The organism is Streptomyces sp. NBC_00597 (genome assembly GCF_041431095.1).
In the GTDB taxonomy this organism is placed as follows: Bacteria; Actinomycetota; Actinomycetes; order Streptomycetales; family Streptomycetaceae; genus Streptomyces.
In genome coordinates, this window is record NZ_CP107758.1 from 213621 (window position 1) to 237512 (window position 23892).

A 23892-nucleotide genomic window follows, 5' to 3' on the forward strand; every position below is an offset into this window, starting at 1 on the left:
TCAAAAGGACTCGGTGAGACCCGACATGGCAAATGACGAGAAGATCCTCGACTACCTGAAGAAAGTCACGGCCGACCTGCACCAGACCCGGCAGCGGCTCCAGGACGTCGAGGCTCAGGCGCGGGAGCCGATCGCGATCGTGGCCATGAGCTGCCGCTACCCCGGCGGGATCACCACGCCGGAAGAGCTCTGGCAGCTGGTGGCCGAGGGCCGCGACGCCGTGGCGGGCATGCCCACCGACCGTGGCTGGGACCTTGAGACCCTGATGGACCCGAACCCGGACGCCCCCGGTTCGAGCTACGTCCACCAGGGCGGGTTCCTGGAGAACGCCGGCATGTTCGACCCCGGTTTCTTCGGGCTCAGCCCACTGGAGGCGGAGGGCACCGACCCGCAGCAGCGCCTGATCCTCGAAGTGTCATGGGAGGCGTTCGAGCGCGCCGGCATCGACCCGGAGACCCTGCGGGGCAGCCAGGTCGGCGTCTACATGGGCTCGGGCATCCAGGACTACGGCGACTACGAGGAAGGCGTCCCGGAGGCCGTCGAGGCGTTCATGGCGACCTCCCGCGCCTCGTCCGTCATCTCCGGCCGGGTCTCGTACACCCTGGGGCTGGAAGGCCCCGCCTTCACCGTCGACACCGCCTGCTCGTCCTCCCTGGTCGCCATCCACCTCGCCGCGCAGGCGCTGCGCCAGAACGAGTGCAAGCTCGCCCTGGCCGGCGGTGTGATGATCATGTCGACCGCGTCGCCGTTCGTCGCGTTCAGCAAGCAGAAGGGCCTGTCCCCCGACGGCCGCTGCAAGGCGTTCTCCGAATCGGCCGACGGCACCGGCTGGGCCGAGGGCGCCGCCGTCATCCTCCTGGAGCGCCTCTCCGACGCCCGCCGCAACGGCCACGAGGTCCTCGCGGTGATCCAGGGCTCCGCGATCAACCAGGACGGCGCTTCGAACGGGCTGACCGCGCCCAACGGCCCCGCCCAGCAGAAGGTGATCCGCCAGGCCCTGGCCAACGCCGAGATACCCGGCGCCCACGTCGACCTCGTCGAAGCCCACGGCACCGGCACCACCCTCGGCGACCCCATCGAGGCGCAGGCCCTGCTCGCCACCTACGGCCAGGACCACACCGCCCAGCGGCCGCTGCGGCTCGGCTCGTTCAAGTCGAACATCGGCCACGCCCAGGGCGCGGCCGGCGTCGGCGGCGTCATCAAGACCGTCATGGCGATGCGCAACGAACTCATGCCGCGCACCCTGCACGTCGCCGAGCCGTCCAGTCACGTCGACTGGACCGCCGGCCACGTCGAGCTGCTCACCGAGGCGCTGCCCTGGCCCAAGGCCGAGGACCACGCCCGCACCGCCGGTGTCTCCGCGTTCGGCCTCAGCGGCACCAACGCCCACGTCATCCTCCAGGAGGCGCCGGAGCCGGAGTCGGCCGCCGCGGACGCCGAGCCGGTCCGTCAGGCCCCGGCCGTCACCTCCCCGGTCCTGCCGTACGTCGTCTCGGCGCGCAGCGCCCGGGCGTTGCGCGGCCAGGCGGAGAAACTGGCCGCGTTCGTCCGCGAGCGCGCAGGGGACGAGGACCCGCGCGGCATCGGTCACGCCCTGATCACCCGCCGCACCGCCTTCGACCACCGCGCCGTCGTCCTCGGCGACGGCAAGGACGCCCTGCTGGCCGGCCTCGACGCCCTCGCCGACGGCGGCAAGGCCCCCCACCTGGTCCGCGGAACCGCCTCCGGCTCCCCGCAGGTCGCGTTCGTCTTCCCGGGCCAGGGCTCGCAGTGGATCGGCATGGCCGTCGAACTGCTCGACTCCTCGCCCGTGTTCGCCGACCGGATGCGGGCCTGCGCCGAAGCCCTCGCCCCGTTCACCGACTGGAACCTGCTGGACGTCGTACGCGGCGAGCCCGGCGCCCCCACCTACGACGAGGTCGACGTGGTCCAGCCGGTGCTGTGGGCCGTCATGGTCTCGCTGGCCGAGCTGTGGCGCTCCTTCGGCGTCGAACCGGCAGCGGTCGTCGGCCACTCCCAGGGCGAGATCGCGGCGGCCACCGTCGCCGGCGCCCTGTCCCTGGAGGACGGCGCGCGCGTCGTCGCCCTCCGCAGCAAGATCATCCGGTCCGGGCTGGCCGGCCGCGGCGGCATGATGTCCGTACGCCTGCCGTCCGCCGAGGTCCGCGAACTCATCGCCCGCTGGGACGGCCGGCTCCAGCTCGCCGTCGTCAACAGCCCCACCTCGGTCGTCGTCTGCGGCCACCCCGACGACCTCGACGCGCTGTACGCCCACCTTGAGGCGGGCGGGATCCAGGCCCGTAAGATCCCCGTCGACTACGCCTCGCACTCCGTCTTCGTCGAGGAGATCCGCGACGAGGTCCGCGAGGCCCTGTCCGGCGTGACCCCCCGCTCCGCGGACGTCGCCTTCTACTCCACCGTCGTCGGCGCCCCCGTCGACACCGCCACCCTCGACGCCGACTACTGGTACCGCAACCTGCGCCAGACCGTCCTGTTCGAGGAGACCACCCGCGCCCTCCTCGACGACGGCTTCACCGTCTTCGTCGAGGCCAGCCCGCACCCCGGCCTGCTCGTCGGCCTCGCCGAGACCGTGTCCGCCGTCGGCGTCAGCGCCGCACCGGTCGGCTCGCTGCGCCGCGGCGAAGGCGGCGTACAGCGCTTCGCCACCTCCCTCGCCGAGGCCTGGGCGGCCGGCGCGCCCGTCGACTGGACCCTCTTCCACGGCTCCGCCCCCGCCCGCCCCGCCGACCTGCCCACGTACGCCTTCCAGCGCGAGCACTACTGGGCCCCGGCCCCCGCGGGCACCGGCGACGTCGAGGCCGCCGGCCTCGACCCGGCCGGCCACCCGCTGCTCGGCGCCGTCATCACCGCGCCCGACAGCGACGGCTTCACGCTGACCGGTCGTCTCTCCACCGCCACCCACGGCTGGCTCGGCGACCACCGGGTCGGCGACCAGGTCTTCTTCCCCGGCACCGGCTTCGTCGAGCTGGCCGTCCTGGCCGGCGACCGGGCCGGCTGCACCACCGTCGAGGAACTGACCCTGGAGGCCCCGCTGGTGCTGCCCGCGCGCGGCGGCGTCGCCGTTCGGGTCACCGTCGAGGCGCCTGACCCGGCCGGCCGCAGGGGAGTCACCGTCCACTCGCGCGGCGAGGACACGGGCCTGTCCTGGACCCGGCACGCGGTCGGCACCCTCGGCCGCACCGCCGCCCCCGCCCGCCCCTTCGACACCACCACATGGCCGCCCGCCGACGCCGAACCCGTCGACCTTCGGGACTTCTACGAGAACGTCGCCGCGGAAGGCCTGGACTACGGCCCGGTGTTCCGCGGCCTGACCGCGGCCTGGCGCCTCGGCGAGGACGTGTACGCCGAAGCCGCCCTGCCCGACGGCACCGACGGCACCGCGTACGGCCTCCACCCGGCGCTGCTGGACGCGGCCCTGCACACGGTCGCGCTGACCGGCGTCACCGGAGACCAGGCGGCCCTGCCGTTCGCCTGGTCCGGGGTCACCCTCGCCGCCGAGGGCGCCGCCGCCGTCCGCGTACGGGTCAGCGCACTCGGCGACGGCGAGGTCGCCGTCGACCTCGCCGACGCCTCCGGGCAGCCCGTCGCCTCGGTCGACTCGCTCGTCCTGCGGCCGCTCACCGACGACCGGCTGGCCCAGGACCGCTCCCTCACCCGGGACGCCCTGTTCCGCATCGACTGGCAGGCCCTCCCGGCGGCCACCGCCGATGCCTCCCTCGCCACGTGGGAGGCCACCCGGTCCGCCGCCGAGGACGCCGAGCCGGCCGACGTGGTCCTGTGGGACGCCCCCGCCGGCACCGGAGCCGACGCCGCCCGCACCGCCGCGCACCAGGCCCTCGCCGTCGTCCGGGAATGGCTCGCGGACGAGCGGTACGCCGCATCGGTCCTCGTCGTCCGCACCCGCGGCGCGGTCGCCGCCCTGGCCGGCGAGGACGTCACCGATCAGGCCGGCGCCACCGCATGGGGCCTGGTCAGGTCGGCCCAGTCCGAAAACCCCGGCCGCATCGTCCTGGCCGACGCCGCGACCGACGCCGACGTCCTCACCGCGTACGCCGCCGGCGAGTCCCAGATCGCCGTCCGCGACGGCGTGGCGTACGCGCCGCGCCTGGTCCGCGCCACCGCGACCGACGCGGACGCAGCCCCCCGGTTCGCCGAGGACGGCACCGTGCTGCTCACCGGCGGCACCGGCATGCTGGGCCGGGTCTTCGCCCGCCACCTGATCACCGCGCACGGAGTGCGCCGCCTGCTGCTCGCCGGTCGCCGCGGCCCGGACGCCGAAGGCGCCGCCGAACTCGCCGCCGAACTCACCGCACTGGGCGCCCACGTCGAGATCGCGGCGTGCGACGCCGCCGACCGCGACGCGCTCGCCGCCCTCCTGGCCGCCGTCCCGGCCGAGCACCCCCTCACCGGCGTCATCCACCTGGCGGGCGTGCTCGACGACGGCATCCTCGGCTCGCTCACCCCCGAACGCATCGACGCCGTCCTGCGCCCGAAGGTCGACGCGGCCCTCAACCTGCACGAACTCACCTCGGACGCCGACCTGGCCGCTTTCGTCCTCTTCTCCTCCGTCGCCGGCGTGTTCGGCAACCCCGGCCAGGCCAACTACGCTGCCGCCAACGCCTTCCTGGACGGCCTCGCCGCCCACCGGCAGGCCCGGGGCCTGCCCGCCCAGTCCCTCGCCTGGGGCTTCTGGGGCGAGGCCAGCGCCATGACCGGCAGCCTGACCGAAGCCGAACGCTCCCGCATCTCGCAGGGCGGCGTCTTCCCGATCTCCGCCGAGGAGGGCGTCGCGCTCTTCGACGCCGCACGGAGCGCGGGCGACGCCACCCTGGTACCCGTCAAGCTGGACCTCGGCGCGATCCGCGCCCAGGGCGGGAGCGCCCGCGAGGTGTTCCGCTCCCTCGCCCCGGTCACGGGCCGCCGCAAGGCCGGCGGCAAGATCGAGGCCGGCGCCCTCCAGCAGCGGCTGGCCGCACTGCCCGCCGCCGACCGCGAAGAGGTGCTCGTCGAGCTGGTGCTGCGGCAGGTCGCCGACGTACTGGGCTTCAGCTCGACCCAGGCCATCGAGCCGGAGCGGGCGTTCAAGGAGCTCGGCTTCGACTCGCTGCGCGCCGTCGAGTTCCGCAACGGACTCGCCGAGGCCACCGGCCTGCGCCTGCCCGCCACCGTCGTCTTCGACTACCCGAACCCGCTCGCCCTGGCCCGCCACCTGCTCACCGAGGTGTCCGGACTGCCCGCGGCCGCACAGCCCGCGGCCCGCAAGACCACCGCCGCGACGGCCGACGACGACCTCGTCGCCATCGTCGGCATGGCCTGCCGCTACCCCGGCGGCATCACCTCGCCCGCCGGCCTGTGGCAGGCCGTCGCCGACGGCGTCGACGCGATCTCCGACTTCCCGGCCGACCGCGGCTGGGACCTGGCCCGCATCTACGACCCGACCGGCGCCCGTCCCGACACCAGCTACGTCGCCCGGGGCGGATTCCTCTACGACGCGGGCGACTTCGACCCCGACTTCTTCGGCATCAGCCCGAACGAGGCGCTCATCATGGACCCGCAGCAGCGGCTGCTGCTGGAAGCGTCCTGGGAGGCGTTCGAAGACGCCGGCATCGACCCGCGCACCCTCAAGGGCAGCAGCACCGGCGTCTACTCCGGGATGATGTACCACGACTACGCGCACAACGCGAGCACGGGCGGCATCGCCTCGGGCCGGGTGTCCTACGTCCTCGGCGTCGAGGGCCCGTCCATGACGGTCGACACGGCCTGCTCGTCCTCCCTCGTCTCCCTGCACCTGGCCGTCCAGGCACTGCGGTCCGGCGAGTGCACCCTCGCCCTGGCCGGCGGCGTCACCGTGATGTCCGACCCCGAGGTGTTCGTCGAGTTCAGCCGCCAGAAGGGCATGGCCAGGGACGGCCGCTGCAAGTCCTTCGCGGGCGCCGCCGACGGCGCCGCCTGGTCGGAAGGCGTCGGTGTCCTCGTCGTCGAGCGCCTCTCGGACGCCCGCCGCAACGGCCACCGCGTCCTGGCCCTCGTACGGGGTTCCGCCGTCAACCAGGACGGCGCCTCCAACGGGCTCACCGCCCCCAACGGCCCCTCCCAGCAGCGCGTCATCCGCACCGCCCTGGAGGGCGCCGGCCTGACCACCGCCGACGTCGACGTCGTCGAGGCGCACGGCACCGGCACCACCCTCGGCGACCCGATCGAAGCCCAGGCCGTCCTCGCCACCTACGGCCAGGACCGCGACGAGGACAAGCCGCTGTGGCTGGGCTCCCTCAAGTCGAACATCGGCCACGCCCAGGCCGCCGCCGGCGTCGGAGGCGTCATCAAGATGGTGCAGGCCCTGCGCCACGGCCTGATGCCGAAGACCCTGCACGTCGACGAGCCCACCCCGGTCGTCGACTGGGAGGCGGGCAACGTCAAGCTGCTCCAGGAACCGGTCGCCTGGCCCGCCCGCGCCGGCCGCCCGCGCCGCGCCGGCATCTCCTCCTTCGGCCTCAGCGGCACCAACGCCCACGTCATCCTCGAAGAGGCCCCCGCCACCACGGCGCCCGCCGGCGAACACCGCGAACTGCCCCTCGTACCGGTGGTGCTGTCGGCCCGCAGCCCGCAGGCCCTCGCCGAACAGGCGGAACGCCTGCGCACGCGGGTCACCGAGGACGCGGAACTCTCCCTGACCGACCTCGCCCACTCCGCGGCCACCTCCCGCACCCCCCACGACCACCGCGCCGCGGTCGTCGCCGGGAACCGCGAGGAGCTGCTGGCCGCACTCGCCGCGCTGGCCGACGGCACGCCCGCCGCCGCGGGCGCGGTGCAGGGCGCGGTACGGGACGGCAAGCCGGCCTTCCTGTTCACCGGCCAGGGTGCGCAGCGCCTGGGCATGGGCCGGGAACTGCACGCCGACTTCCCGGTCTTCGCCGCCGCCCTCGACGAGGTCGTCGCCGCTCTCGACGCCTACCTCGACACCCCGCTGTACGAGGTGATGTGGGGCCAGGACGAGGCGCTGCTGAACAGCACCGCGTTCACGCAGCCCGCGCTCTTCGCGATCGAGACGGCCCTGTTCCGGCTCGTCGAGTCCTGGGGCGTCCGCCCGTCCTTCCTGGCCGGCCACTCCATCGGCGAGATCACCGCGGCCCATGCCGCCGGGGTGCTCTCCCTGGAGGACGCGGCCCGCCTCGTCGCCGCCCGCGGCCGCCTGATGCAGGCGCTGCCCACCGGTGGTGCGATGGCCGCCGTCGAGGCCACGGAGGAGGAGGTCCTGCCGCACCTGACCGACAAGGTCGGCATCGCCGCGGTCAACGGCCCGCGTTCGATCGTCGTGTCCGGCGCCGAGGACGCGGTCGAGGAGATCACCGCCGTCTTCACCGCACTGGGCCGCAAGACGACCCGGCTGCGCGTCTCGCACGCCTTCCACTCGCCGCTCATGGACCCGGTCCTCGCCGAGTTCCACCTGGTCGCCGAGAACGTGACGTACCACCAGCCGAAGATCCCGGTGGTCTCCGGCGTCCACGGCGAGATCAGCGAGGACTGGGGCACCCCGGACTACTGGACCCGCCACCTGCGCGAGGCCGTCCGCTTCGCCGACACCGTCCGCTTCCTACACGGCCAGGGCGTCACCCGCTTCGTCGAGCTGGGCCCCGACGCCATCCTGTCGGCCCTGACCGGCACCACCCTGGACGGCCGGGACGTCGCCGTCGAGCCGGTCCTGCGCAAGAACCGCCCCGAATCGCGCACCCTGCTCACCGCACTGGCCCGCCTGCACACCACCGGCACGCGCATCGACTGGCAGGCCTTCTACGCCGGCACCGGCGCCCGCCGCGTCGACCTGCCGACGTACGCCTTCCAGCGCCGCCGGTTCTGGATCCTCGACGGCCAGGCGGGCGGCGACGCCACCTCCCTCGGCCTCTCGACGGTCGACCACCCGCTGCTCGGCGCGGTGATCTCCGCACCCGAGACGGACGGGATCGTCCTCACGGGCCGCCTCGCGCTCTCTGCCCAGCCGTGGCTGGCCGACCACAAGGTCGGCGAGACCGTCCTCTTCCCCGGCACCGGCTTCGTGGAGCTCGCCGTCCAGGCGGGCGACCGGATCGGCTGCCCGGCCGTGGACGAACTGACGCTGGAGGCGCCGCTGGTGCTCCCGCCGCACGGCGGAGTCGCGGTGCGGGTCGCGGTCGGCGCCCCCGACGGGTCGGGCAGGCGTCCGGTCACCTTCCACTCGCGCGGCGAGGACGAGGACCTGCCGTGGGTGCGGCACGCGGTCGGCACGCTCGCCGAGGAGGCCGCCGAACCCGCGCGCCCCTTCGACGCGACGGCCTGGCCGCCCGCCGGCGCCGAGCCGGTCGACCTGGACGGGTTCTACGCGGACGTGGCCGAGGCCGGCCTGGCCTACGGCCCCGTCTTCCAGGGCATGAAGGCGGCCTGGCGCTCCGGCGACGACGTCTTCGCCGAGGTCGCACTGCCCGACGGCGTGGAGCCGGACGGGTACGGGGTCCACCCCGCGCTGCTGGACGCGGCGCTGCACCCGGTCGCGCTGTCCGGCGTGACCGGCGGCGAGGCCGCCCTGCCCTTCGCCCTCTCCGGCGTCTCGCTCACCGCGGACGGCGCCGCGAGCCTGCGCGTACGGGTCTCCGCCCGTGGCGAGGGCTCGGTCGCCGTCGACCTCGCGGACGCCTCCGGGGTCCCCGTCGCCTCGCTCGCCTCGCTGATGCTGCGCCCGCTCGCCGCGGAGCAGCTGGCCGCCGACGGCCGCTCCGTGGTCCGGGACGCACTGTTCCGGATCGACTGGCCGACGCAGCAGCCGACGGCCACCGCCGACGCCCGGCCGGTGGCCGCATGGCAGTCGCTCGGCGACGGCCCGGTCGCGGACACCGTCGTCTGGGACGCCCCCGCCGGGTCGGACGCCGCCGCGGTGCACACCGCCGTCGGCCAGGCCCTGGACGTCCTGCGGGAATGGCTGGCCGGTGAGCGCTTCGAAGGATCGACGCTCGTCGTCCGCACCCGCGGCGCGGTCGCCGTCGCCGACGAACACGTGGGCGATCTGGCCGGCGCGGCCGTCTGGGGCCTGGTGAAGACCGCCCAGTCGGAGAACCCGGGCCGCGTCGTCCTCCTCGACACGGACACCGCCGACACCGCCGACGCCGCAGACACGGCGGACGTCGCCCTCGCGGTGGCCTCCGGCGAACCGCAGTCCGCCGTACGGGCCGGCGCCGTCCACGCCCCGCGCCTCGTACGGGCCGCGGCGGACGCCGACACCGCAGCGGCCGCGGCCGCCGAGTTCGCCCCCGATGGCACGGTGCTGATCACCGGCGGCACGGGCATGCTGGGCCGCCTGTTCGCCCGGCACCTGATCACCGAGCGCGGCGTGACCCGCCTGCTGCTGACGAGCCGCCGGGGTCCGGCGGCCGAGGGCGCGGCCGAACTGGTCGCGGAACTCTCGGAACTGGGCGCCCAGGTGGAGATCGCGGCCTGCGACGCCTCCGACCGGGACGCCCTCGCCGCCCTCCTGGCAGCGATCCCGGCCGCCCACCCGCTGACCGGCGTGATTCACATGGCCGGCGTCCTGGACGACGGCGTCCTCGCCTCCCTGACACCGGAGCGCGTGAGCGCGGTCCTGCGCCCCAAGGTCGACGCGGCCCTGCACCTGCACGAGCTGACCGCGGGCCTGGACCTGGCCGCGTTCGTCCTGTTCTCCTCGGTGGCCGGTGTGCTCGGCAACCCGGGCCAAGCCAACTACGCGGCCGCCAACGCCTTCCTGGACGCCCTCGCCTCCCACCGCCGGGCCCAGGGCCTGCCCGCCCAGTCCCTCGCCTGGGGACCGTGGGCGGCCGAGGAGGCCGGCGGCGGCATGGCCGGCGAGCTGGCCGTCGCCGACAGCGGCCGCATGAGCCGCATCGGCATCGAGACACTGTCGGCCGGCGCGGGCACCGAGGTGTTCGACGCGGCCCGCACGCACGGCGCACCCGCCCTCGTGACGATCCTGCTGAACACGAAGGCGATGCGGAACGCCACCGACCTCCCGGACCTGTTCCGGAGCCTGGTGCCCGCCCGCTCGCGCCGCCGCGCGGAGTCCGGCTCCACGGTCGACGTGGCGGCGTTCCACCGGCGGATGGCCGGGCTGTCCGACGCGGCCCGTACCGACGAACTGGTCGACCTCGTACGGGCCCACGCGGCGGCGATCCTCGGCCACTCGGGGGCGACGTCGATCGGCAAGGGCCGCGAGTTCAAGGAACTCGGATTCGATTCGCTGTCCGCCGTCGAATTCCGCAACAGCCTCGCCGAGGCCACCGGACTGCGACTGCCGGCCACGCTCGTCTTCGACTACCCCAACTCCCTCGCGCTCGCCGAACACTTCGCCGAGGAGCTGCGGCCGAGGGAAGGGATCGGGGGGAGCGGCGACGCGGCCGACCCCGACTCCGACGAGGGCAGGATCCGCCGCCTGCTCCAGACCGTCCCCATGGCCCGCCTGCGCGAACTGGGCCTGGTGGACACTCTGCTCGAACTCGCCGACGGGCGAGCGGAACACACGGAGTCCACGACGGTCGCCGCGGAGGAAGAAGCGATCGACGACATGGACGCCGAGAGTCTGATCAACATGGCGCTCGACGGTCTCGGGCTGGACGACGCGATACAGGGAATGTGAGAAGCCGATGTCCAATTCTGACCAGAAGCTGCTCGACGCACTCCGGGCGTCCATGAAGGAGACCGCCCGGCTGCGGACGCAGAACCGCAACCTGTCGGCCGCCGCGCGGGAGCCGATCGCCATCGTCGCCATGAGCTGCCGGTTCCCGGGCGGAGTCGACTCCCCCGAGAGCCTGTGGCAGCTCGTCGACGAGGGCCGCGACGGCGTCTCCGAGTTCCCCGTCAACCGGGGCTGGGACGTCGAGGGCCTGTACGACCCCGACGGCGAGCGCCCGAACACCACGTACGTCAACAAGGGCGGGTTCCTGCACGACGCGGACCGCTTCGACCCCGCCCTCTTCTCGATCAGCCCGAACGAGGCGCTGATCATGGACCCGCAGCAGCGGCTGCTGCTGGAGGCGTCCTGGGAGGTCTTCGAGCGGGCCGGCATCGACCCGCACACCCTCAAGGGCAGCAAGACCGGCGTCTACTCCGGGATGATGTACCACGACTACGCGTACAACAGCGCGACGGGTTCCATCGCCTCGGGCCGCGTCTCGTACGCCTTCGGCTTCGAGGGCCCGTCCGTGACCCTGGACACGGCGTGCTCCTCGTCCCTCGTCGCGATGCACCTCGCCGCGCAGGCCCTGCGGGCGGGGGAGTGCACCCTCGCCCTGGCCGGCGGCGTCGCCGTCATGTCCACCCCCGAGGTCTTCGTCGAGTTCAGCCGCCAGCGCGGCCTCGCCAAGGACGGCCGCTGCAAGTCCTTCGCCGCCGCCACCGACGGCACCGGCTGGTCCGAGGGCGTCGGCGTCCTCCTGCTGGAACGGCTCTCCGACGCCCGCCGCAACGGCCACCAGGTCCTGGCCGTCATCCGCGGCAGCGCCATCAACCAGGACGGTGCGTCCAACGGCCTCACCGCCCCCAACGGCCCCTCGCAGCGCCGCGTGATCCGCAGCGCCCTGGAGAACGCCGGCCTCACCACGGCCGACGTCGACGCGGTCGAGGCGCACGGCACGGGCACCACCCTCGGCGACCCGATCGAGGCGCAGGCACTGCTGGCCACGTACGGGCAGGACCGCGACGCGGACAAGCCGCTGTGGCTCGGCTCCCTGAAGTCCAACCTCGGCCACACGCAGGCCGCGGCCGGTGTCGCCGGCGTCATCAAGATGGTGCAGGCCATCCACCACGGCGTCCTGCCCAGGACCCTCCACGTCGACGAGCCCACCCCGCACGTCGACTGGACGGCGGGCAACGTCAAACTCCTCACCGAGCCCGTCGCCTGGCCCGCCGGCGAGCGCCCGCGCCGGGCCGGCGTCTCCTCCTTCGGCCTCAGCGGCACCAACGCGCACGTGATCGTCGAGGAGGCCCCCGCGCCCGTCGAGACCGCCGCGACCGACGAAGAGGGCGCCCCGCAGGACACGGCCCCCGGGTTCGTACCGCGGCTCGTGCCGTGGGCGCTGACCGGCCGGACCGCACCCGCGCTGCGCGCACAGGCCGGCCGTCTGATCGCGCACCTTGAGGGCCTGGACGAGGCGGACCTCGCCGTGACGGGCCGGGCGCTGGCCACGCGGCGCGCCCGGCTGGGCGAGCGGGCCGTCGTCGTGGGTGAGACCCGCGAGGAGCTCCTCGCCGGTCTGACGGCCCTCGCCGAGGGGGCCACGGCCCCGGGTGTGGTGCAGGGTCAGGTGCGGGAGGGCAAGTCGGCCTTCCTGTTCACGGGCCAGGGTGCGCAGCGTTTGGGCATGGGTCGTGAACTGCATGCCGCGTTCCCGGTGTTCGCCGCCGCCCTCGATGCCGTGGTCGGGGCGTTGGACGCGCACCTGGACACCCCCCTCTACGAGGTGATGTGGGGTGAGGACGAGGCCCTGCTGAACAACACCGCGTTCACGCAGCCCGCCCTGTTCGCGATCGAGACGGCCCTGTTCCGGCTCGTCGAGTCCTGGGGCGTCCGCCCGTCCTTCCTGGCGGGTCACTCCATCGGTGAGATCACGGCTGCGCACGTGGCCGGGGTCCTGTCGCTGGAGGATGCGGCCCGTCTGGTCACGGCGCGCGGTCGTCTGATGCAGGCGCTGCCGGCGGGCGGCGCGATGGCGGCGATCGAGGCGACCGAGGAGGAGCTCCTCCCGCACCTCACCGACTCCGTCGGCATCGCCGCGATCAACAGCCCGCGCTCCATCGTGGTCTCCGGTACCGAGGAGGCCGTCGAGGCGATCCGGGCCGCGTTCACGGAGCAGGGCCGCAAGACGACCCGGCTACGCGTCTCGCACGCCTTCCACTCGCCGCTCATGGACCCGGCACTCGCCGAGTTCCGGGCCGTCGCCGAATCCGTGACCTACGTACCCGCGCAGATCCCGGTGGTCTCCGGCGTCCACGGCGAACTCAGCGAGGACTGGGGCACCCCGGACTACTGGACCCGCCACCTGCGCGAAGCCGTCCGCTTCTCCGACACCGTCCAGTACCTCCAGAGCCGCGGTGTCGAAACGTACGTCGAGCTCGGGCCGGACGCGATCCTGACCGCCCTGGCGAGCGCGACCGTCGGCGATGTCGAGGGCACCGCCTTCATCTCCTCGCTGCGCCGGCAGCGGCCGGAAGCCCGCGAGCTGCTCGCCGCCGTCGGCCGCGTCCACAACCAGGGCGTCGCCGTCGACTGGGCCGCCTACTTCGGCGCCACCGAGGACCGCTGGGCCGATCTGCCGACGTACGCCTTCCAGCAGCAGCGGTACTGGCTGGAGGCCACGACCGGCGACGGTGCCGGGCTCGGTTCCGCGGGCCTGGACACCGTCGGCCACCCGCTGCTCAGCGCCGCGATCGCCGCCGCCGACTCCGGAGAGGTCGTCCTGACCGGACGGCTCTCGGTCGACACCCAGCCCTGGCTGGCCGACCACGACGTCCTCGGCAGCATCCTCTTCCCGGGCACCGGCTTCGTCGAGCTCGCCGTCCGCGCCGGCGACCAGGCCGGCTGCGACACGATCGAGGAACTCACCCTGCACGCCCCGCTGATCCTGCCCGAGCGCGGCGGAGCCGCCGTACAGGTCTGGCTCGGCGCCGCGGACGCATCCGGGCGCCGTACGGTGAGCATCCACTCCCGCGACGAGAACGCCACCGACCCCGTCTGGACGCGGCACGCGGAGGGCACCCTGGTCAGCGGCTCGGCCGTACCGGTCGGCGCCGGTCTGACCGAGTGGCCGCCGCCGGGGGCCACCCCGTCGACGGTGGACGGTGCGTACGAGCTGTTGCTGGAGCGCGGCTACCACTACGGGCCCGTGTTCCAGGGCCTCAAGGCCGCGTGGACGTCGGGCGAATCGCTGTACGCGGAGGTCGCCCTCCCCGAGCACGCGCACGGCGACGCCGCGCAGTACGGCCTGCACCCGGCCCTCCTCGACGCCGCCATGCACGTGGCGCTGATCGACGACGGCTCCAGCACCGACGAGTCCACGGTCCTGCCGTTCTCCTGGAACGACGTCACCCTGCACGCGGGCGGGGCCTCGGCACTGCGCGTGTGCATCGCCCCCTCCGGCCCCAACACCGTCACCGTGACGGTGGCCGACGCCGAGGGGCAGCCGGTCCTGACGGTGGGCTCGCTGGTGTCGCGCCCCGTGTCGCAGGAGCAGTTGGGCGGGGGCCGGCCGGAGTCGCTGTTCGAGATCGCCTGGCGTCCGCTGCCGGCGACGGTTCCGGCCGAGGTCGTGGCGGAGCAGCACCTGTGGGGTGCGTTGCCCGAGGGCGAGCTGTCGGGTGCGGTGGTCTTCCACGTACCGGTCGTCGAGGGTGCACTGCCCGAGGCGGTGCGTTCCGCGGCCGCGCAGACGCTGGCGGTCGTACAGGAGTGGCTGGCCGAGGAGCGCTTCGCGGACACCACGCTGCTCGTCGCGACCCGTGACGCCGTCGTCGTGGACGCCGCCGAGCGCATCGATCTGTCACAGGCTCCCGTGTGGGGTCTGGTGCGTGCGGCGCAGGCCGAGAACCCGGGCCGCATCCAGCTCACCGACCTCACCGCGGCCACGGACGACCTCGCCGCCGTCATCGCCTCGGGTCAACCGGAGAGCGCGGTCCGCCCGGACGGCATCCGCATCCCGCGCCTGACGGCCGTGACGACGCCGGAGTCGGCGCAGGGCCCGATCACCCTCGACCCGGCGGGCACGGTCCTGATCACCGGTGGTACCGGTGGTATCGGTGCGCACCTGGCGCGGCACTTGGTGACCGGGCACGGTGCCCGGCACCTGGTCCTGACCAGTCGCCGTGGTCCGGACGCGGAGGGCGCCGCCGAACTGGCCGCGGAGCTCTCCGAGCTGGGCGCCGAGGTCACGATCACGGCGTGCGACGTGGCCGATCCGGCCAACATCACCGCGCTCCTCGCCTCGATCCCGGCCGAGCACCCGCTGACGGGTCTCGTCCACGCCGCCGGCACCGGTGACAACGGCCTGATCGCCACCATGGACGCCGAGCGCCTCGACCGGGTCCTGGCGCCCAAGGCCGACGCCGCCTGGCACCTGCACGAGCAGACCCAGCACCTGGACCTGCCGCTGTTCGCGCTCATCTCCTCCGCCGGCGGACTCACCCTCGCCGCGGGACAGGCCAACTACGCGGCCGCCAACACCTTCCTCGACGCCCTCGCCACCCACCGTCACGCCCTGGGCCTCGCCGCCCAGTCGCTGGCCTACGGCCTCTGGGCGAGCACGGGCATGGGCCAGTACATCACCGACACCGACGTGAAGCGCATGGAGCGCCAAGGCCTGCCGCCGCTCCAGCCCGAGGAGGCCCTCGCCCTCTTCGACGCCGCGTACGCCTCCGGACGGCCCGCCACCGTCCCGCTCCACGTCAACCGCACCGCCCTGGCCGCCCGTACCGACGAGCTGCCCGCGCTCCTGCGCTCCGCCACCCCCGCCCCGCAGCGCCGCAACGTCCGCGCGAGCGCGAGCGGTACGGGAACCGGCCCCGCCCACGAGCTCGCGGCGCGCCTCGCCGGGAAGACCGAGGAGGAACGCGACAGCGCCCTCCTCGACCTGGCGCGGGCCCACGTCGCCGCCGTACTGGGCCACGAGTCGGCCGACGCCATCGAACCCGACCGGGCGTTCCAGGAGCTCGGCTTCGACTCCCTCAGCGCCGTCGAGCTGCGCAACCAGCTGAAGGCCGCCACCGGGCTCCGGCTCCCCGCCACCCTGGTCTTCGACTACCCGAACGCACGCGCCGTTGCGCAGTACATCGGCGAGTCCATCGCCGGATCGGCGCAGAGCGCCGCCACCCGCCCGGCCCGCGGCGTCGCCCGTTCGCAGGCGGACGACGACGACCAGATCGCGATCGTCGCGATGAGCTGCCGCCTGCCCGGCGGCGTCACGTCCCCCGAGGACTTGTGGCAGCTCGTCGTGGAGGGCCGCGACGCCGTCTCCGGCTTCCCGAACGACCGCGGCTGGGACGTCGAGAACGTCTACGACCCGGAGCCCGGCGTGCCGGGGAAGACGTACTCCAATGAAGGCGGCTTCCTCTACCGGGCGGGCGACTTCGACCCGCACTTCTTCGGCATCAGCCCGAACGAGGCGCTGATCATGGACCCCCAGCAGCGGCAGCTCCTGGAGGTCTCCTGGGAGGCCATCGAGCGGGCCGGCATCAACCCGCACACCCTCAAGGGCAGCCGGACCGGCGTCTTCGCGGGCGTCATGTACCACGACTACGGGCAGGGCACCGAGGCCGCGGCCACCACCGGCGGCAGCCTGATCTCGGGCCGCGTCTCGTACACCCTGGGCCTCGAAGGCCCCTCCATGACCGTGGACACGGCCTGCTCGTCCTCCCTCGTGTCGCTACACCTGGCAACCCAGTCGCTGCGCTCCGGCGAGTGCTCGATGGCGCTCGTGGGTGGTGTCGCGGTGATGGCGAGCCCCGACATGTTCGTCGAGTTCAGCCGCCAGCGCGGCCTCGCCGCGGACGGCCGCTGCAAGTCCTTCGCGGGCGCCGCCGACGGCGCCGCCTGGTCGGAAGGCGTCGGCGTCCTCGTCATCGAACGGCTCTCCGACGCCCGCCGCAACGGCCACCCCGTGCTCGCGGTGATCCGGAGTTCCGCCGTCAACCAGGACGGCGCGTCCAACGGCATGACCGCGCCCAACGGCCCCTCCCAGCAGCGCGTGATCCAGAGCGCCCTGGAGAAGGCCGGCCTGACCACGGCGGACGTCGACGTGGTCGAGGCGCACGGTACGGGCACCAAGCTCGGCGACCCGATCGAGGCGCAGGCCGTCCTCGCCACCTACGGCCAGGACCGCGACGACGACAAGCCGCTGTGGCTCGGCTCCCTCAAGTCGAACATCGCCCACACGCAGGCCGCGGCCGGTGTCGCCGCCGTCATCAAGATGGTGCAGGCCCTGCGCCACGGCCTGATGCCGAAGACCCTGCACGTCGACGAGCCCACCCCGCACGTCGACTGGTCCGAGGGCAACGTCAAGCTGCTCACCGAGGCCGTCGAGTGGCCGGCGGGTGACCGCCTGCGCCGCGCGGGCATCTCGTCCTTCGGCCTCAGCGGTACGAATGCACACGTCATCCTGGAAGAGGCCCCCAAGGCCCCGGCGGCCGAGGCTCCCGAGGGCGAACCCCGCGAGCTGCCCGCCGTACCGGTGGTGCTCTCAGCGCGTTCCCCCGAGGCCCTGGCCGACCAGGCGGCCCGCCTGCACACGCACGCCGGTGACCACGAGGACGTCTCGCTGACCGACCTCGCCTTCTCGACGGCGACCTCGCGCACCGCGCACGAGCACCGGGCCGTCGTCGTGGGTGAGACCCGCGAGGAGCTCCTCGCCGGTCTGACGGCCCTCGCCGAGGGGGCCACGGCCCCGGGTGTGGTGCAGGGTCAGGTGCGGGAGGGCAAGTCGGCCTTCCTGTTCACGGGCCAGGGTGCGCAGCGTTTGGGCATGGGTCGTGAACTGCATGCCGCGTTCCCGGTGTTCGCCGCCGCCCTCGACGCCGTGGTCGGGGCGTTGGACGCGCACCTGGACACCCCCCTCTACGAGGTGATGTGGGGTGAGGATGAGGCCCTGCTGAACAACACCGCGTTCACGCAGCCCGCGCTGTTCGCGATCGAGACGGCCCTGTTCCGGCTGGTGGAGTCGTGGGGTGTGCGTCCGGACTTCCTGGCGGGTCACTCCATCGGTGAGATCACGGCTGCGCACGTGGCCGGGGTCCTGTCGCTGGAGGATGCGGCCCGTCTGGTCACGGCGCGCGGTCGTCTGATGCAGGCGCTGCCGGCGGGCGGCGCGATGGCGGCGATCGAGGCGACCGAGGAGGAGCTCCTCCCGCACCTCACCGACTCCGTCGGCATCGCCGCGATCAACAGCCCGCGCTCCATCGTGGTCTCCGGTACCGAGGAGGCCGTCGAGGCGATCCGGGCCGCGTTCACGGAGCAGGGCCGCAAGACGACCCGGCTACGCGTCTCGCACGCCTTCCACTCGCCGCTCATGGACCCGGTCCTCGCCGAGTTCCGGGCCGTCGCCGAATCCGTGACCTACGTACCCGCGCAGATCCCGGTGGTCTCCGGCGTCCACGGCGAACTCAGCGAGGACTGGGGGACCCCGGAGTACTGGACCCGCCACCTGCGCGAAGCCGTCCGCTTCTCCGACACCGTCCAACACCTCGCCGCCAAGGGCGTCACCCGGTTCCTGGAGCTCGGCCCCGACGCCATCCTGACCGCCCTCACCCAGGTCTCCCTGGACGGGCGGAGCGTGCTCGTCGAACCCGTCCTGCGCAGGAACCGCCCCGAGACCCGGAGCCTCCTGACCGCCCTGGCCCACCTGCACACCACGGGCGCGCGCATCGACTGGACCGCCTTCTACGCCGGAACGGGCGCCCGCCGCGTCGACCTGCCGACGTACGCCTTCCAGCACGAGCGGTACTGGCTGGAGGCCACCCCGGCCACCGACGTCGCCCACCACGGCCAGACCTCGGTCGGCCACCCGCTGCTCAGCGCGGCCCTCACCCTGGCCGGGTCCGACGAAGCCGTACTGACCGGCCGGATCGCGGCCGCCACGCACGGCTGGATCGGTGACCACGACGTGCTCGGCAGCGTGCTGCTGCCGGGAACCGGTTTCGTCGAGCTGGCGCTCCAGGCCGGCGACCAGGTCGGCGCCCCCGTCCTGGAGGAACTCACCCTCCAGGCACCCCTCGTACTGCCCCGGCACGGCGGCGTCGCCCTCCAGGTGTCCGTCGGCGCGCCCGAGGACACCGGCCGCCGGACCGTACGGGTCCACTCGCGCCACGAGGACGCCCCGGCCGACACGCCCTGGCTGCTGCACGCGGACGGCCTGCTCGGTACCCGCCCGGTCGCGGCGGGCACGGACCTCACCGTGTGGCCGCCCACCGGCGCCACCGCGGTGGACGTGAGCGACACCTACGAGCTGCTCCAAGGACGCGGCTACCACTACGGCCCGGTGTTCCAGGGCCTCACGGCCGCGTGGACGTCCGGCGACGACATCTTCGCCGAGATCGAACTGGCCGAGCAGGCGCACGGCGACGCCGAGGACTTCGGCGTCCACCCGGCGCTCCTGGACGCCACGATGCACGCACTGGGCATCGGCAGCACCGGTTCCGGCGACGAGTCCGGTGAGGGCGCACAGCCACTGCTGCCGTTCTTCTGGGAGGACGTCACCCTGTACGCGGTCGGCGCCACGGCGCTGCGCGTACGGATCTCCTGGACCTCCGAGAACACCATGTCCCTGGACGCGGCCGATGCGACCGGTGCTCCGGTGCTGTCGGTCAAGAGCCTGACGTTCCGCCCGGTGTCGCAGGAGCAGTTGGGCGGGGGCCGGCCGGAGTCGCTGTTCGAGATCGCCTGGCGTCCACTGCCGGCCCCGGCCCCGGCCGAGGTCGTCGCGGAGCAGCACTTGTGGGGTGCGTTGCCCGAGGGCGAGTTGTCGGGTGCGGTCGTCTTCCACGTACCGGTCGTCGAGGGTGCACTGCCGGAGGCGGTGCGTTCCGCGGCCGCGCGGACGCTGGCGGTCGTACAGGAGTGGCTGGCCGAGGAGCGCTTCGCCGAGACCACCCTCGTGGTCGCGACCCGTGGCGCGGTCGTCGTGGATGCCGCGGAGCGCATCGATCTGTCGCAGGCTCCCGTGTGGGGTCTGGTGCGTGCGGCGCAGGCCGAGAACCCGGGCCGCATCCAGCTCACCGACCTCACCGCGGACTCCGATGATCTCGCCGCCGTCATCGCCTCCGGCGAACCGGAGAGCGCGGTCCGCGCCGACGGCGTCCGCATCCCGCGCCTCGCCCCGGTCACCTCGACCGCCGAGGCCGCCGTCGCCCTCGACCCGGCGGGCACGGTCCTGATCACCGGTGGTACCGGTGGTATCGGTGCGCACCTGGCGCGGCACTTGGTGACCGGGCACGGTGCCCGGCACCTGGTTCTGACCAGTCGCCGTGGTCCGGACGCGGAGGGCGCCGCCGAACTCGCCGCGGAGCTCACGGAACTGGGCGCCGAGGTCACGATCACGGCGTGCGACGTGGCCGATCCGGCCAACATCACCGCGCTCCTCGCCTCGATCCCGGCCGAGCACCCGCTGACGGGTCTCGTGCACGCCGCCGGCACCGGTGACAACGGCCTGATCGCCACCATGGACGCCGAGCGCCTCGACCGGGTCCTGGCGCCCAAGGCCGACGCCGCCTGGCACCTGCACGAGCAGACCCAGCACCTGGACCTGCCGCTGTTCGCGCTCATCTCCTCCGCCGGCGGTCTCACCATGGCGGCCGGGCAGGCGAACTACGCGGCGGCCAACACCTTCCTCGACGCCCTGGCCACCCACCGCCACGCGCTGGGCCTCGCCGCCCAGTCGCTGGCCTACGGCCTCTGGGCCCACACCGGCCTCGGTCAGTACGTCTCGGAGACCGACGTGAAGCGCATGGAGCGCCAGGGCCTGCCGCCGCTCCGGGCCGAGGAGGCCCTCGCCCTCTTCGACGCCGCCTGCGCCTCGGGACGGCCCGCCACCGTCCCGCTCCACGTCAACCGCACCGCCCTCCAGGCGCGTGCCGACCGGCTCCCCGCGCTCCTGAGGCCCGCCACCGCCGGTGTGCAGCGCCGCACCGCCGGAGCCAAGAGCGCCGTGACGGAGCTCATCTGGCTCCGGATCGGCCAGGCACCGGAGGACGAGCAGGAGGCCGCGCTGCGCGAGCTCGTCCAGAAGCGCGCCGCGCACCTCCTGGGCCACAGCAGCCCCACCGCCATCGACGTCGAGCGGGGCTTCCTGGAGACCGGATTCGACTCGCTCAGCGCGATGGAGCTGCGCAACGCCCTCATGCAGGACACCGGCCTGCGGCTGTCCCCGATGGTGGTGTTCGACAGCCACAGCCCGGCGCAGCTCGCCAAGGTGCTGCTGGCCGAGTACGCCGAGCAGGGGCCCGGTACGACGGCCACCGCGGCCACCGCCTCCGGCACCCCGTCACCGGACTCCGCTCCCGCCGCCCGGCCGGCCCGGGGCGCGGGGGAGACCCTGCGCGACCTGTTCTACGGGGCCGTGGTCTCCGGCCACGCCGACAAGGGCTTCGACCTGCTGCGCGCGGCGGCGGCCGTCCGGCCGTCCTTCGAGTCCGCGGCCGAGCTGGAGCACGTACCGGCCGCGGCGCGGCTCGCCGACGGTGCGGACGGCCCGCACCTGATCTTCGTCAACACGCCGATGGCGACCGGCGGGGCGTACCAGCACGCACGCCTCGTCTCCCACCTCCAGGGCAAGCGGAAGGTGTCCGCCCTGCCCATCCTCGGCTTCGACACGAGCGAGAGCCTGCCGGCCACGCCGCAGGCGGCCGTCGAGGGCCTGGCGCGCACCGTCCTGGAGGCCGCCGGCGGCGAGCCGTTCGTCCTGATCGGCTACTCCTCGGGCGGCACCCTCGCCTACGCCACCGCCGGGCACCTGGAGCGCGCGTACGGCATCCGTCCGCACGGCGTGGTCCTGCTCGACACCTACAACGTCCACGACGGCGAGAGCGAGGGCGTCCCGATGGACGGCCTGGCACTCGGCATGTTCGACAAGGAAGCGGCGTTCGGGGAGTTCGACACCACCCGGCTCTCGGCCATGGGCCGCTGGGTGGAACTCGTACCGAATCTGCCCCTGGACAGCGTCGCGGCGCCCGTCCTGTTCGTCCAGTGCACCCAGTCGTTCGTGCCGGACGGCGACGACCCCTCGCCCGAGCTCACCCAGGGCAAGGCCGAGCCCTGGGAGCCCGCCCACACGCTGCGCCCCGTCGCCGCGAACCACTTCACCATCGTCGAGGAGCGCGCGGACGACACCGCCCGGGTGCTGGAGGACTGGCTCGCCTCCGACGTGCCCGACACCACCACCGCTCCCGACGCAGCACAGACCGCCGACCAGACCCAGAAAGCGATGTGAGACGACGGTGGCACTCAAACCCAAAGGCACCGTGCCCTTCGGCCCGTACGAGACCTGGTACCAGGTCACCGGTGACCTCCAGTCGGAGCAGCCCGCGCTGGTCGTCGTCCACGGCGGCCCCGGCAGCACCCACGACTACCTCAAGAACCTGACGCAGCTCGCGGAGCACACCGGCCCGGTCGTCCTGTACGACCAGCTGGGCAACGGCGGCTCCACCCACCTGCCCGACAAGGGGGCCGACTTCTGGACCCCGGAGCTGTTCGCCGACGAGCTCGACAACCTGGTGAAGCAGCTCGGCATCGCCGACAACTACGTCCTGTTCGGGCAGTCCTGGGGCGGGCTGCTCGTCACCAAGTTCGCGGCCGCCCGCCCCGCCGGCCTGCGCGGCCTCGTCATCGCCAACGCCCCCGCCTCCTACCCGCTGTGGCTCCAGGAGGCGGAGCGGCTGCGCGCCGACCTGCCGCCCGGCGTCAACGAGACGCTGCTGCGCCACGAGGCCGCGGGCACCACCGACAGCGACGAGTACCACAACGCGATGCGCCCCTTCTACGAGAAGCACGTGTGCCGCCTCAAGCCGTGGCCGCGGGACTACCTGGCCTCGTTCTACGAGGTCTACAACGACCCGACGGTGTACTACGCCATGAACGGCCCCAGCGAGTTCCATGTCAACGGCACCCTCAAGGACTGGTCGGTCATCGACCACTGCCCGCAGGTGGCCGTGCCGACCCTGCTCATCTCCGGGCGCCACGACGAGGCGACCCCGGCGACGGTCCAGCCGTTCCAGGACCTGATCCCCGACGTCCGGTGGGAGATCTTCGAGGAGTCCAGCCACCTCCCGCACCTGGAGGAGCCGGAGCTGTTCCAGCAGGTGATGAAGGAGTTCCTGGGCTCGCTGGCGGGCGCGAAGGAGAAGGAGACGGTGGGCCATGGAGGCAACTGACCGCACGGGCAGCGCCCTGGTGTTCCCCGGCATGGGCCCCGTCCCGTTCGCCGAGGTCGCCAAGTTCATGCTGGTCAACCCGTTCGCCCGGACCCTGTTCGCGGAGGCGGACGAGGTGCTCGGGTACTCGCTCTTCGAGCGGTTCAAGCAGGCCGAGGGCGACTACTCGGAGCACGCCCAGGTGGCGTTCCTCGTGAACTGCCTCGCCCTCGCCCAGTGGGTGGAGCACGAGTTCGAGGAGCAGCCGGCGTTCTGCACCGGCCTGAGCTTCGGCGAGAAGGCCGCCGCCGTGCACTGCGGGGCGCTGTCCTTCGCCGACGGCATCCGCTTCACCGCACGCTTCGCCCACACGCTCGACGCGTACTTCGCCGAGGAGCACCCCGAGGAGGTCGCCACCCAGTCCTTCGCCCGGACTCCGCGCGCCGTGCTGGACGAGGTGCGGGCCGAGCTGACCGAGCAGGGCGAGTGGCACGACGTCACCTGTGTCGTGGACGAGGACTTCGCGATGCTCACCCTGCGCAAGTCCCGGCTGGAGTGGCTCCAGCAGCGGCTGCGGGCGGCGGGCGGCATGCCGCTGTACGTGATGGAGCCGCCGCTGCACTCCCCGGCGTTCGGCGGGCTGCGCCGCCGCGTCGAGGACGAGGTCCTGGCGGGGCTCACGTTCCGCGACCCGCACCTGCCCGTCGTCGCCGACCAGGACGGGGCGGTGCTCACCACGGGCGACGAGGTGAGGAACCTGCTGCTGGACGGCTGTGTCCGGCCGGTGGACTGGCCGGGCGTGCTGGGCTCGCTGCGCGACAAGGGCGTCGGGACCCTCTACGTGGCCGGACAGGACGCCCTGTTCGGCCGAGTGGGGGCGGCGACCCGCAACTTCAAGGTCGTACCCGTCAACCCCCGGCTGGCCATGCGGCCGCGCCGCCGGACCGCGACCGCCGCCTGAGGGCGGCGGCCGCGGCCGCGGCGGCAGGT

General features: G+C 73.6%; 3 protein-coding genes and 1 pseudogene. All 4 read left to right on the forward strand.

Translation table 11 applies throughout. From position 1 onward, the window contains the following. The first annotated feature begins 25 nt into the window (after positions 1–25). The 4 genes and pseudogenes from OG974_RS30810 (at position 26) to OG974_RS30825 (ending at position 23863) form a co-directional block, all read left to right on the forward strand. Positions 26–10654, forward strand: a complete 10629-nt coding sequence (locus OG974_RS30810) for a type I polyketide synthase (RefSeq protein ID WP_331735059.1) — start codon at positions 26–28, stop codon at positions 10652–10654. A 40-nt stretch (positions 10655–10694) separates the two neighbouring features. Further along, positions 10695–21983 (forward strand): annotated as a pseudogene (locus OG974_RS30815) (SDR family NAD(P)-dependent oxidoreductase); the annotation flags it as partial. Between the two features lie 7 nt (positions 21984–21990). Further along, complete coding sequence (locus tag OG974_RS30820; RefSeq protein ID WP_327286178.1) at positions 21991–22923, forward strand: proline iminopeptidase-family hydrolase; 933 nt, start codon at positions 21991–21993, stop codon at positions 22921–22923. Then, the gene (locus tag OG974_RS30825; RefSeq protein WP_327286179.1) at positions 22910–23863 is read left to right on the forward strand and encodes an ACP S-malonyltransferase; all 954 of its coding nucleotides are present in this window, start codon (positions 22910–22912) and stop codon (positions 23861–23863) included. Before OG974_RS30820 ends, OG974_RS30825 begins: the two co-directional genes overlap by 14 nt. Positions 23864–23892: the final 29 nt, after the last annotated feature.

Bases quoted from the DNA above. Each gene is read 5' to 3' on its own strand.
- OG974_RS30810 (WP_331735059.1), top strand. From the start codon at position 26: ATGGCAAATGACGAGAAGATCCTCGACTACCTGAAGAAAGTCACGGCC.
- OG974_RS30825 (WP_327286179.1), top strand. From the start codon at position 22,910: ATGGAGGCAACTGACCGCACGGGCAGCGCCCTGGTGTTCCCCGGCATG.